Source organism: Psychrobacillus sp. FSL H8-0484, from assembly GCF_038005325.1.
GTDB lineage: Bacteria > Bacillota > Bacilli > Bacillales_A > Planococcaceae > Psychrobacillus.
The window spans coordinates 2,506,581-2,520,107 of sequence record NZ_JBBOSZ010000001.1; the positions used below are offsets into that span (position 1 = coordinate 2,506,581).

Consider the following 13,527-nt stretch of genomic DNA (forward strand, 5'->3'; position numbering starts at 1 on the left):
CCTTAACAAGAAGAGCCACAACATGCTCCACCATTTTGACTTGTTAAATTGGTGCTACATACTCCCGTTCCCGGTAATTCAAGTTCTACCTTTTGTGCGGATTCGAAATCCCCTGTTAAATAGGCTACTATGGATCGAACTTGTTCGTACCCTGTCGCCATTAAAAATGTAGGTGCGCGTCCATAGCTTTTCATTCCAACGATATAAAAATTCCTTTCCGGTTGTCTTAACGTTTCTTCTCCATGTGGTCGAACAGTTCCACAACTATGAAGATTAGGATCGATTAAAGGGGAAAGAGCTGCTACACTCTCCGTTGCTGAATCTACACTAAGCCTTATTTCCCGTAAAAAGGAAAAGTCCGGACGGCTTCCGGTATTCGCAATGATTTCACCCACGCCTGTTAGTGAAAAACCTTCTCCATTCTGTTCTCCTATAATTTCGATCCCACTATCTGAATGCTTCAGCTCATGTATGTGGAATGGAGTAATTGCCTTTACCTTACCTGTATCTACTAAGTGGTGAATACGGGTTCCTAGCTCACCCCTAGCTTGAAGTGCATCTTTTTCTTGCCCGCCATAAGCATCCTCTACATTTTCCTTTCTCATAATCCAGTAGATTTCCACCTGTTGACCTAATTGCGAAAGTTCTAAAATAGTATTAATAGCTGAATGTCCACTACCAACAACTGCAACGCGTTTACCCATGTATCGCTCACGTTCAGCACCGGTTAGATCTGGTATGCCGTAGTAAATATGTTTGTTTAATTCCTTTTCTGCTTTCGTCCAACTATTATCTGCATTCACTGGACTAGGATGTGACCAAGTTCCAGTTGCATCAATTACAGCTTTCACTTCCATACGTCTCGTCTCACCTTGTTGCTCCAAATATAAAACAAATGGAGCATCTTTACGATTAGAATTTTTCATTTTGTCTAAACCTTTTTTACTAACAGCAGTTACGGTGGTGTTGAATAGAATATTTGGATAAATTTCAGGTAAATTCGCAAGGGGCTCTAAATAGTCTTCCACGATCTCTTTTCCTAATGGTAGTTGTTCGGAATCAGGTGCAACCCACCCGCTCTTTTCAAGTAACTGCTTTGCTATTTTATCGAGGTTGTATTGCCAAGGAGAAAATAAGCGCACATGCCCCCATTGCAGAATATTCGTCCCAACTCGTGCCCCTGCCTCGATGAGGATAAAAGGCTCCTCACGATTAGCTAAATGAGCAGCTGCAGCTAAACCAACTGGACCCGCACCAATAATAGCCGTCGGTAATTTTTTACCTGTTTGCGAGGGCTTACCTTGCAAGTATTGAGGCTTAGTTCCACAGCAATCCGAAATGTTTATTAGTTCAATTTGTTTCATTTCATAACCTCCACAGGAAAATTTATTTGTAAATTACAAGTAATTGATAGATAAGGCAGAAATCTTAGCACATTGTAGAACAGCAAACAGTTGACTTAGACATCGCTTTATTTAACAATTCCAGCGAGCGAATGACCGTTTCTCGTTCAAATTCATTCATTTGCGAGAATACATCATCGAGATAGGTATTCATTGATTCGTCAATCGTGGTTGCAACAAATTTCCCTTGGACGGTTAAGCTCAATATCGAAACCCGCTTGTCTTCAGCAGCAGGTGTTTTTTTTACTAACTCCATTTTCACTAGTGTTTGTATTTGTCGGCTAAACGTTGTGATATCCATTGCCAATGTATCTGCAATTTGTTGCATAGATGGTGTATGCTGTTTCTCAATTTCATAAATAATATGGCTTTGAATAGCTGAAATATCAATCGCTCCAATGGAACAACAGTTTTTGTTCAACAATCCAAAACGTCGAGTTAAAACTTGAAATAATTCACGTTTATTTTCCATGATTTTCACCTCTTCCTTTAGTTATAAAACATTTACTTGCAAAATACAAGTAATGAAAATAAAATCTAATGTAAAGGAGGAAATAATTTATGAACTACTCTTCTAGAAAAACAACGAAAGAAGACTGGAATCAAATTAAATCCATTTATAAGGCTGGAATTGCTACTGGGAATGCGACATTCGAATCGCAAGCTCCACCTTCATATGAAAAGTGGCTGTCAAAAGCACACCAAGACTGTACGCTAGTTCTACATGAAGGAAATACAATTTTAGGGTGGTGCAGACTTTCACCTGTTTCGGATAGAACTGTGTACTTAGGTGTAGGAGAAGTTAGTATTTATGTGCATCCTGATTCAAAAGGAAAAGGTATTGGAAATTTACTTTTGCAATTATTAATTAAAGCATCCGAAGCACATGGTTTTTGGACACTTCAAGCATCCATCTTCCCAGAAAATATAGCTAGTATTCATCTACATCAGAAAAATGGATTTAGAGAAGTAGGTATACGAGAACGTATCGGGAAAATGGATGGCGTATGGAGGGATAATGTTTTTCTAGAAAGAAGAAGTGTTTTGGTTGGTATGAATTAAGTACAGTCGAATACATGGAGTTCCATGCTTCTATGTATTCGACATGAATTTTTTAGGGTCAACAGCCCGTTAACGATTATCTTTCTATTTCTTTTTAAAAAAAACATAAAACTGCAATACTAAAGTCGGTGATATAGAGCTTTTGTTACTTCTTAGCAATAATCGTAAATAAACCTGGAATGTTTTTTTCTATATTTCCTGGGGAATCTTTTGGGAATGCCCATCTGACCCCTGATTCTTCTTCCAACATTTCCATACGTAAACCAGCCTTTGCAATGGCAGTTACTATTTCACCTAATGTCCACCTACGAATTGTATTCTTGTTTAAATTTGCTTTTTCTGTATCTGTTAATAAGATACTGTACGCAACATCTACTTCCACCAACTCGTTGTCAAAATAATCTCCACTTGCGATCATCTTATTTTCTTCTGTACAAAGTAACTTGGATACAAACGGATGATAGTCTCTCACGATAAATCTCCCACCTGGTTTAAGTGAATGATATACAAGCTCAAATAATGGCTGCAAGTCAACGAAATAATGCAATACCCCCAATTCTAATAAGATAAAATCAAAATCTACTAGCTTTTCGTACTCCGGTATATCTAATACATCAGAAACTATGTATTTTATAGGCGCTCCTGCTTCACCCGCTAACTCTAATGCATATCGACTATTATCTTTGGAAATATCGACAACCGTTACTTCTGCTCCTAACAAAGCAAAGGATACTGCTTTATTACCCTTTGAACCTAGCAGATTAGCTATTTTTTTACTTCTTACGTCACCCATATACTTCAAATAATGTGAAATAGCTTGAGTGGGATTTGCTATTAGTTTTTGCGCATACTCCTTAGGTAAGCCGTGGCGATTAACCCATGCCTGATAAGCAGATTGATTCCATCCTGCTTCGTTCATCTTACTTAACTCTTGTTGTTTCATGTCTCCCACCTCCAAAAGTTTTCTTCTCCCAGAAAACAATCAAGTAGATTTTTCCTTGATTAACTGAAATGGTTCAAGCATTTCAATTCGTCTAACTGGTTCTTGTTCAGGCACTTTAACAACTTGTTCCTCCGACGAAAGAACAGCCTGCAAGCCATCTAATATACACTTAGCTGCTAAGATTAATATCGTTAATAAAACAATAGGTACTAAAGAAATCCACGGGTAAGAAGTCCAGAGAAACCTCCACCACATCCCTAATGTACCTGCCCAATCACTTGATGGAGAAACCGCATTAGAATATCCCCATAAATCTTCTTTATAGTATATCCCTCCAATAAATACACTTAAAACACCTAAGTGAGCCATGAGAATGAGCGATTGTATAAACTCTCTGATAAAAATTATATATAACTGAGGAACTAAAAACGGTTTAATATGTTTTGTAATAATGCGCCAAGACGTTGCTCCTAAAGTTCGGGAGCATTCAATAAATTCCATCTTGTTTATTAATTGCACTTCATTAGCAATTAATATGGAATTGGAGGGAATATAAACAATTGATACTACTATAATATAGAGCAAAACTAGCTCCCAAGATAAGTTGGATTCTGGCCTCTTCCCCTCAAAACTTCCTTGAAAAATCGCCCAACTCAAAATCAAAAATGCAAATAAAGTAATTGGAAAATAATTAAAAGAATCGGCAAGATATTTAATTGGTGTCTTAATTTTTTTTAGATAAAAATGAATGATAAACCCAAAGAATATGGAGGGAACAACTCTAATAATTGAAATAACTATTGCTGCGAATATTGTATATTTTGCCCCAACAATCATAACTACTGCAATATTCCGTCCAAAATTATCAGTCCCTAAAGGTGGATATACTTTCCAACTATAAGGGGCAGGTAGTGGTTTTCCAGCACTATCATACAGTAACCCCGCCGTAGGAATTCGATCTTGAAAAACAAGAAAATACAAAATACTTATCGATAAAATTCCACTAATTATACTAAAACCAAAAAGGAATAGTTTATTTTTAAAAACTCTTTTCATTATACTCACTTATATCACCACTCCAATCTTTGACCTGTTTGCTTATAAATAATTTTCGTGATAAATGTATATATTATGAAAATAGGTACATAAATCAAAATTAGCGTAAAGGCAATAATGTCAGGATTCGGATATGCAATAATATATGAAAATATCCCATTTATATTAAACAATTTTTCGACAACTACCATTGAAGATAAAAGAATAATAATAATTGATTTACTATGAATAATAATATTAGGAGCAATATTTCTTAGAACATGTGAAAAAAATATATGGGACCTGTTAAAGCCCTTACTTTTAGCTAAATCTACATAGGTTTTCTTCATCTCTTCATTTACTAAGTAAAGAATAACTTTAAAAACCATTACAGCTGGGATTAATGCTAGCGTAATTATTGGCAAAAAGTACGATTTATTTTGAGAGGTACTAGCAGTTGAAAACAATAATGTTCCTGTTTGCTTATAGTAAAATATCGCTGATAATTGGAGAACAATAATAATTAACAAATCAGGCAATGATTCTAACAAGGAAACCGTTTTAACGATAAATTGATTATTTTTTTGGGGTAACAGTGTCGTCAAATATGCTATAAATATCCCAATCACTACAGATATTAATAATGCTGTAAGAAATAAAACCATAGAATAGAAATAATTATCCCAAAAATTAATAAAAATAGAGTACTCAAATCCAGTTGGCCCGATAAACACTAAGCTTTGGGGACGAATCAATGATTGGACAATCTGAATGATGCTCTCCATATACAATCCGATATCTAACTGGATTCCTTTTGTAAACAATCCTACAAACGCACTTAAAAGAATTAACCCAATGACAACGCAAAAAAAACGCAAAATAGACTCTAATACATGCTTCATATAAGTCCCCCTTCCTCTTTTTACAAACAGATTCCAATAACCACTCAGTCAATGAATAACATATACAATTCTCTAAGAATCAATTAATGAAATCTATAAAAAAACTATAATATATCAGTAGACACTATGTTTCTAAAAGAGTTGGATAAATTTAAAAAGATAAAGTAAATAAATTATCGAACAAAGGAATTTCTGGAACAGTTGGATATAAGCCCTCCTTCGTTTGAGCAAACCAATAAACATATACAGTTAACCGTTCGATCGTTAAATTAATCCAGGTGTCACAATATGAACACAGAACCAAAAATAAAAATTTTATTTCTTTTCAATAGAACCTCTTTTCTACTATATATTCTATATTTTCCTCAAAACCCCTTCTTCAACTAACCAGAATATGGAATAAAATTACATTCTTCCATGGCAGTTCAATAAGTTCTATAAAAAAAGCGTTAATCCATCATGGATTAGCTCCCCTATTAATTGAACAAAGCCCATATTAAACGTATCCCAATACTCATATCTTTTACGACTTTCCTAGAATTTAAGATGAGAAATCATCAATAATTTCTACCACTTCAATTTTTCCATTTATCAAAAGCTCAGGAAGCTCGTTTTTTACATTACCTTTCCAGTATTCTCTAGCTTGTTCAATTTTTTGAGAGAAAGGAACCCCATCTTCCTTTGGTAAAAGGTTTCCATCACCCTCAAAATAATTCCCAATAACTCGAAGTTTTACAATCTGCAAAACTTTACGATTGTAAGAATCAAATAATTCTTTCCATTTCAAAGAGTCTTCATAGCTTTTAGCAGCGTATAAGCAAGACAATCTTGAAGGATATTCATGATATTCTTGTAGTCTAACCATTTCTACTATCACTTCTCTAACAGCTCTGATTGTTTGACCTACATACTCAATAGCCACTTTGGCATTCTCTTTATTAATGTTCAAGCCGTCATTTGTATAATGACCGTATAAAATCTGAATAAAGTCTTCACCTTTAGAGTTCAATTGTTCCCTCTCAAAAAAGAAGCTATATAAGGTATTTTTTTGGTTCTTGTCAAAGTTAATTATCTGTCCTAGACTCATTTTATTCCTAGTAACGATATGATAAACATACAATTCGTTCTCATTCATGGTCTGCCTCCTTTTGGTCTTCATTATTAACTCTTATTTTACCAGAATAAGGGATATATTGTTCGTCTAACCTGCCCCGTTAACCATCCATGAAGCCCTGCTTCACCACATAATATGGAAGAAAATTACATCCTTCCATGGTAGTTCAATAAGTTCTATAAAAAAAGCGTTAATCCTTCATGGATTAACACCCCTATTAGTGAACAAACCCCATATTAAACGCATCCCAATACTCATATCTTTTACGACTTTCCTAGAATTTAAGATGAGAAATCATCACTATGCAATGACTTCTTGAAATTACCCTGCCTATCTCAAAACCAAACTTTAAACCCCAACCATCGATATCGCATTTAGAGTATTCTTCAAACCGAAGGAATCAATACTTATAGGTTCTTTACAAATCCAGTACTTTTCCCTTCATATCCCATATACGTATAAAATTTGTGGGCAGCTATACGCTCTGGACGATTCCCACTATTTAACGCAATGGCAATAGCTCCCTGTCTGCTTGCCCACTCTTCTGCTTCTTGAACTAATTTAGTTCCTATCCCTTTATTACGGTAGGAAGAATTAACAACAAAAGCTAAAATTCTAGCATATGAACCATCAATCTCATAAGTATAATTAATACTTAACCCAACCATGCCAACAATATTACCTTCATACTCAGCAACTAAAGTGTGGTAGTTTAGTTTTGTTTCAATATTGTTAAATCTTAATTGCATATTCTCACTAGATGTTGGATATCCCAATTGTTCCATTAGCAATGCCAATTCAGAAACATCATCTAAGGTAGCTTCTCTGATTATCATTAGGTTTCTCCTTTTGTCTTCACTATTCATTTTTCCTCCGATTTACCGAGTATTAATGAATTCCTTTCCAGTTGTTAAAATCGGAAGCTCTTAATCTCTCTAATAAAAGGGTAATATCTTTCCATTCATATATTAAAAGGCACAATTCGGTACCTGCCATTTTCGTTTGTTCACTTTTAAGTAATGTAGCACCTAATGCCTGATAAAAAAGTCGTGCATCATTATCCTCCAATACTTCAACCATAATGGATTGAAATCCTAACACGTTAAATTTTGAAAAGATTTCTTTTATCAATTTCTTTCCAATTCCCATCTCTTGATATTGTTTTAGTATATAGATAGTAGCTAGATGGCCAGTGTCTTTCTCTTTACTTATACTCCCACTAGTGAAGCCAACTATCTGTCCAGCCAGATTTTCTACAACAAACGCAATATTCCCCTCTTCCGATAAATTTCTTGTCCATAATTCCGTCCTTTGTTCATAAGAAAGCTTATCTAGAAAATCAGTTGGGACAATATTTTTATAGGTTGTTTTCCAACTATCTACATGTACTTTTGCTATCCCTTCTGCGTCAGCAATAGTTGCCTCTCTTATGATTGTTCTCATCATTTTTTTCTCCCAATATAAAGCAAATGAGATGATATACCAAGAATATGAGGATTAGCAGCATTATCTTTTATTAGTTGTACAATTTCCTCTACCTCATCTCCTCCTTTATTTCTCCAGTAATCCCAATGTTCGTTCGTTAAAATTGCACCTACATTTGATCCAATTAGTTCCATACTTTCAAATCCGCACTTTTCCATAAATGGTTTTATTTCATCGATATTATAATAATATGCACCTGTAAAACGCCCTTCATCCGAATGGTTAAAGCATCCTGTTTTAGAAAACTCATTAATGGAATCCAGAGTATTGTTTGGTTTCCAATTTTCCGGATACATAAGAGAAGTTAACGTATGCCTAATCCGAGACATAAAGGCCACAAAAACAATGCCATCATCTTTGGTAACTCTACGCAGTTCTTGCACTGCTTTTATTCGGTCATTTACATCCTGTAAGTGATACATAGGACCAAGCATTAACGAAGCGTCAAACTGTGTATCACCTAAACTAGTTAGCTCTCTAGCATCAGCAACATGAAATCCACTAAACTGTTTCTGCAAACCAAGTTCATGTGCTTTTTCTTTTGCTACTTCAACTAATCTTGGTGTTAAATCAGTCAATGTGACCATATATCCTTCTTTTGCGAGTTCCATCGAATACTTTCCTGGCCCAGCACCATTGTCGAGTACATCCCCTTTTTCAGGTATATACTTTTTGATAAAATGCCAATTCACTTGAAATTCAATTGGCTCTCTATCTAAACGACCCCATTCATCGAAGTTCTGATAATAATCAATTATTTTACTCATACCTTTACCTGCTTTCTTTTTAGTTATTAATAGATTCTATATAAGCTCATATTTTCCCTTTAAATCATGTTTATAAGCGTAACCAGTATGTATTTGAAAATAAACCTTATGGATTGTCGTGTCCCCCCCATGGACATATAAGATAATTAAACTTCGTCATTTTGGGTAACGGTTTGAAATGAATAGAGAATGGCTACCCTAAATATTACCTACTCTATAATAAGCAATTTACTCATAAACCATTAGGAAGGAACGTTGAGTTGAGGAATATAAGAAATATCTTTATAAAAGACGTTAAAAGTATCAGTACCAACTGGGTAGCCGCTATTCTAATTGGTGGTCTTATCTTTCTTCCCTCTCTATACGCATGGCTCAATATTCTTGCATCGTGGGATCCATACGGGCAAACTGGGCAATTTCCAATAGGAATTGTCAATGAAGACGTTGGCGCATCCATTCGTGGAGAAAATATTAATGCAGGAGACGAACTAGTTCAAACATTAAAAAGTAATCATGATATGAATTGGCAATTCACGAATAGAGATGAAGCAATGGAAAAAGTAGAATACGGGGACTATTTTGCTGTAATAATTATTCCAAAAAACTTTACGGAAAGACTAGGATCGGTCATTTTAGAAGTACCTCAGAAAGCAAACGTCGATTATTATGTAAATGAAAAAATTAACTCCATTGCACCGAAAATTTCTGATACTGGTGTCAGCCTCATTGTAGACCAAATGAGCAACGAATTCGCTGCTATTGTAAATGGAACTATTTTTGATGTTTTTAATAAATTGGGTATAGAAATCGAAGCCGATTTACCTGACATTCAGAAATTTGAACGATACGTATTCGAAATTGAACAAAAACTACCGGATATACATCAATCATTAAATGCTTCTTTAAGCGATGCTGCATCTGCTCAAAAGATTACTCAACGTGCTCAAGGTAGTCTTTCAAACGTAAAAAAACTTACAGATGATGGATTATCAACTATTGCAAACACAACCGATTTTTTAACGAAAGCTGAGTCTGGATTTAACGAATTAGTGCCTCAAATCAACCGTGATCTACAAAAAGTTCAAGACATCGCCCAACAAGCTAATACGTTATTGACGAAGCTAAAACTCGTTAAAGTAGACACATCGGATTTGGAAAACACTCAAAAGAAGTTGGATCAACAAATGACAAATGCAATCAGTACAGTTGATACAATTATAGAAAGCTTGACAGATTTAAAACAAATGAATGCGCAAAATACAGACTTTCAAAGTAAAGGAAAACTAGACGATGCTATTCAAAAAACAACCGCACTTAAAGGGACTCTTCAGGAAGCACAAACAAATGCGAGAAATATAAATAAACTAGTACTTTCAAAAGAAACACAACTGAAAGATTCAATCACTGATTTACAAAAGATTGCTGAGAATACTTCTGTTCAAATCGACAGTTTTATAAATGAATACAAGAATACGATTGAGCCCACTGTTCTCAGTGAAATAAAAAAGGTAAAGCAAATGTTAACAGAAGCAAAAGGTATTATGAATGGTATCCAAACTGTTTTACCTGAAGTCGATCGCATTTTGACAAGTACTTCTTCTCACGTCAACGACGGCAAAGAACTAATCGAAACTGTGTTAAACGAATATCCCTACATTAGCAATAAAGTAACAGAACTTGCAAAGAGAATTCGAAGTTTCCAAAGCGAAATAAATATTAACGATCTTATTCAGCTTCTACAAAATAACCCAAGTGCAGAAAGTGAATTTCTCAAACAACCTATTGAGTTAAATGAACATAAACTGTTCCCAATAGAAAACTATGGCACTAGCATGACACCTTTTTATTCAGTTCTAGCAATCTGGGTTGGCTGCCTATTGTTAATCTCCTTACTTTCCGTAAACGTTCACCAAGTAGACTTATATCATGCACGTGAAATCTATTTCGGTAAACTTTTAACCTTTGGGACAATCGGTATTATGCAAACGCTCATTGTCACAGTTGGAGATATAGCCTTACTTGGAGTTAAAGTTCAAGAACCCTTTTGGTTTATTTTATTTGGGTTATTTATCAGCAGTGTATTCATATCCATTGTTTATACTTTTGTATCGGTTTTCGGAGATATTGGAAAAGCATTTTCAATCATTATGTTGGTCTTACAAATCGCTGGTTCTGGTGGAACATATCCAGTTCAATTGCTCCCTGAATTTTTCCAATGGATTAATCCTGCATTACCGTTCACCTATGCAATAGATCTTATGCGCGAGGCAGTTGGAGGTATTATTTGGAGAAAAGCAGGCTTAGACATCCTATTTCTATCATGCGTAGGAATACTCTTCCTACTTTTTGGTGCCTTCTTGAAAGAAAAGTCGAACAAGAAAACAAATGAATTACTGGAGAAGTCCAGACAGTCTGGATTGTTTCATTAAACATAGAATCGGTAATTGTTTATTATCTTAGTTGATATTGACTATAAGAATCCATTCTATTGTTATTCAGCAGGAGTTTCGACTTCTTCCGAAATTTTCTAAAAATTACCATGCAGAGTATGGGAATTGCGCAAGTTCGCGACAAAAAATTGCTCCTACCCTAAATCCTGTGATATAAAGTAATGTTTCTGCAAATAATTAGTAAAATTTTTTCTCAGTATAGTTTCTCAGTACCTCCTAAATTGATGTCATCAATATACCTAGACAGAACTAGCGATTGCTCCTTTCAATTGGTAGCCGGAGCGAAAAGACTGGCAGTAGTTTTCTGCCCGACTTCTTGCGTAAGGCATCTACAAAGCATCGGAGCGTTTATAAATAGTAAATACTTAGTTCAGTATATGATCATGGACTTTTTAAACGGCCAAGCGCACCTCACTGCAGAGACTTGCCCATGCTTTTTCAAACAATGAAATAGCAACTATTTACTTGAACCTATATGAAAAGTGATTATACAATAATCGAATTTTTGCATCATGTCCATGGTCTTCAATCTATTGAAAGTAGAATGATAAAAACACAAAAACAGGTGTAGAAAAACAATTCGTTTTTCTACACCTGTTTCATTTAAGGGATTCTTTAGTGCAATAACATTTTTCACATTTCAACATCCTGAATTACAATGTTAGGGCAGTTAATTTCCGATAACAATTCATCTAAATTCGTTATTTCAAAAGGGCAAACTACACCTTTCACATTTTTTTGTTGAGCAATTTTTGCTAATGAAGCAGTAACCATTGCAGTTGTATGATAATCAGAAAAAGTAGATAAAGATAGTAATTTCACCCTCTCTTTGGTATCAACTATTCCTTTTACCTCAACAGTAAGAAAAGCACTTTCATTTTTATTTGGATTATGTTTTACTACCTTAGATAGAAATTTATTATTAAACTTATGTATAATTTCAATGAAGCCAATTTGTCTTAGTAAAGATACCTGTTTATTGAAAGCATTAACATTCCAAGAAGTCCAATAATTAATAGGATTAGTTTTTAATTTATCTTTTAGCAAGGTTTTCTCCGAATGGTCTATTAGTCTTACCTCTTTTTCTTTGAGGTGATTAAGAAAATATATTTTTCTTTTTTTAGTAAATCCAGATATAACTTTGTTTTCAAAATGTACTTGTTGAGTAATTATCTTTAACATATCTAAAATTCCAGATATTCCTGCTTTAGCATTAGTGTTTTGTAATAATCCAACGTTTATCTCTGTTACTTCTTTAAAATCTGAAACAGCTTTTTTTACCATTAAACCTGATAATCCAGGAAAAAATCCCGACATTACAACAGAACCTACATCATTATTTTCTGCACTTTTATTTAGTTCATTTACTTTCTCAACAAAGTCATAAAACGGGGTAACATCTACACATAATATCTTATTATCTATACAACACTTTTGTACATTTGGAATTTTCTGTTTCAATACAACTACTACAATATCAATATTCTTAATCACTTGCTTTACATTTTCTTCTTCATTTACATCTAAATATTGGAATTGAACATTATTGTTAAAAGAATTTGCTAATTTCACCCCTCTTTCAGTTTTATAGTCTGTTACTATTAACTTTATTTGATTATCAAATATCCGTAGTAATTCAATACAAACTAATTTTCCAAGAACACCAGATGCCCCAACAACCATAATTTTTTTCATGATTTAATACCTTCTCTCTATTTGTTTTTTTCCGAATAATTAATGTTTTATTGGATTAATCTGCCCCGTTAGCCATCCATACAGCACAAAATAGTGCTGCACCACAGAGTATGAAAATGGTTAAGAGTAATCAATACTAATAGTCCACCGAAATCCATAGACTTATTAATGTACGCCCTCCTCTTTTTATTAACAATTGAGAAGGGTCTTCTTAACTGTTGTCATTTTTCTTTTTTTTGAGGAAACTTATTTTCATGGTAGTTCAAAAAGAACTGTCTGAACAGCTCAACGATCTTCCACTAAATTGGTTTCTTGCTCAAACATCTACTCTCTCATCTTCAACTAGCCTGCCTCTTTAGCCATCCATGAAAATAAGAACAGAGCATCTAAAAATAGATCAACGATTTTCAAGAAAAGCCCATATATAAACAGGTCACAGTTTCTCAAATAAATTACTCCATTTCTTCATGTTACATGAAAATTTAATTCGTTTTTAACATTAAGCATAGAACCAGGACTAATCTGGCTTTTTCAAGCTCACTGAATTTCTATTCAAATCTAATAAATAGATATACAAAGAGACAAATACAGGAAATCCAAAGTTTCCATAGAAGGCTTCTTTCGTATTAAAATTATTGTATTCTCATATTTATAATCGTAATATCCTGCCG

General features: G+C 34.3%; 12 protein-coding genes. 2 read left to right on the forward strand and 10 right to left on the reverse strand.

Annotation, left to right across the window (positions count from 1 at the left end):
* Positions 1–2: 2 nt before the first annotated feature.
* Positions 3–1,364: an NAD(P)-binding domain-containing protein gene (locus MHH81_RS12180; protein WP_340921551.1), complete on the reverse strand. Its 1,362-nt coding sequence runs from the start codon at positions 1,362–1,364 to the stop codon at positions 3–5.
* A 64-nt stretch (positions 1,365–1,428) separates the two neighbouring features.
* Complete coding sequence (locus MHH81_RS12185) at positions 1,429–1,875, reverse strand: MarR family winged helix-turn-helix transcriptional regulator (protein WP_340921552.1); 447 nt, start codon at positions 1,873–1,875, stop codon at positions 1,429–1,431.
* Positions 1,876–1,964: 89 nt separating this feature from the next.
* On the opposite strand from MHH81_RS12185, the gene MHH81_RS12190 reads away from it, so the two are divergent.
* A complete protein-coding gene (locus MHH81_RS12190; RefSeq protein WP_340921554.1) occupies positions 1,965–2,465 on the forward strand; it encodes a GNAT family N-acetyltransferase in 501 nt (166 codons plus the stop codon).
* 145 nt (positions 2,466–2,610) lie between these two features.
* Here the strand turns inward: MHH81_RS12190 and MHH81_RS12195 are convergent, their stop codons facing one another.
* From MHH81_RS12195 to MHH81_RS12225, 7 genes are all read right to left on the reverse strand, one after another.
* Positions 2,611–3,408, reverse strand: coding sequence for a class I SAM-dependent methyltransferase (locus tag MHH81_RS12195; RefSeq protein WP_340921557.1), 798 nt, complete (start codon positions 3,406–3,408; stop codon positions 2,611–2,613).
* A gap of 39 nt (positions 3,409–3,447) precedes the next feature.
* Positions 3,448–4,473: a peptide ABC transporter permease gene (locus tag MHH81_RS12200; protein ID WP_340921560.1), complete on the reverse strand. Its 1,026-nt coding sequence runs from the start codon at positions 4,471–4,473 to the stop codon at positions 3,448–3,450.
* A gap of 5 nt (positions 4,474–4,478) precedes the next feature.
* Positions 4,479–5,345 carry an ABC transporter permease subunit gene (locus tag MHH81_RS12205; protein WP_340921561.1) on the reverse strand — a complete coding sequence of 289 codons (867 nt, stop codon included), beginning with the start codon at positions 5,343–5,345 and terminating at the stop codon, positions 4,479–4,481.
* Between the two features lie 541 nt (positions 5,346–5,886).
* Positions 5,887–6,480: a DUF2441 domain-containing protein gene (locus MHH81_RS12210; protein ID WP_340921563.1), complete on the reverse strand. Its 594-nt coding sequence runs from the start codon at positions 6,478–6,480 to the stop codon at positions 5,887–5,889.
* 386 nt (positions 6,481–6,866) lie between these two features.
* Positions 6,867–7,295 carry a GNAT family N-acetyltransferase gene (locus MHH81_RS12215; protein ID WP_340921565.1) on the reverse strand — a complete coding sequence of 143 codons (429 nt, stop codon included), beginning with the start codon at positions 7,293–7,295 and terminating at the stop codon, positions 6,867–6,869.
* Between the two features lie 52 nt (positions 7,296–7,347).
* Positions 7,348–7,905 carry a GNAT family N-acetyltransferase gene (locus tag MHH81_RS12220; RefSeq protein ID WP_340921567.1) on the reverse strand — a complete coding sequence of 186 codons (558 nt, stop codon included), beginning with the start codon at positions 7,903–7,905 and terminating at the stop codon, positions 7,348–7,350.
* Entirely contained in the window at positions 7,902–8,711 is an 810-nt protein-coding gene (locus MHH81_RS12225) for a class I SAM-dependent methyltransferase (RefSeq protein WP_340921570.1), read from the reverse strand. The genes MHH81_RS12220 and MHH81_RS12225 overlap by 4 nt, the downstream gene beginning before the upstream one ends.
* Before the next feature lie 260 nt (positions 8,712–8,971).
* On the opposite strand from MHH81_RS12225, the gene MHH81_RS12230 reads away from it, so the two are divergent.
* Entirely contained in the window at positions 8,972–11,140 is a 2,169-nt protein-coding gene (locus tag MHH81_RS12230; protein WP_340921573.1) for a YhgE/Pip domain-containing protein, read from the forward strand.
* 654 nt (positions 11,141–11,794) lie between these two features.
* On the opposite strand, the gene MHH81_RS12235 is transcribed toward MHH81_RS12230, so the two are convergent.
* Positions 11,795–12,856 carry a saccharopine dehydrogenase NADP-binding domain-containing protein gene (locus tag MHH81_RS12235; protein ID WP_340921575.1) on the reverse strand — a complete coding sequence of 354 codons (1,062 nt, stop codon included), beginning with the start codon at positions 12,854–12,856 and terminating at the stop codon, positions 11,795–11,797.
* Positions 12,857–13,527: the final 671 nt, after the last annotated feature.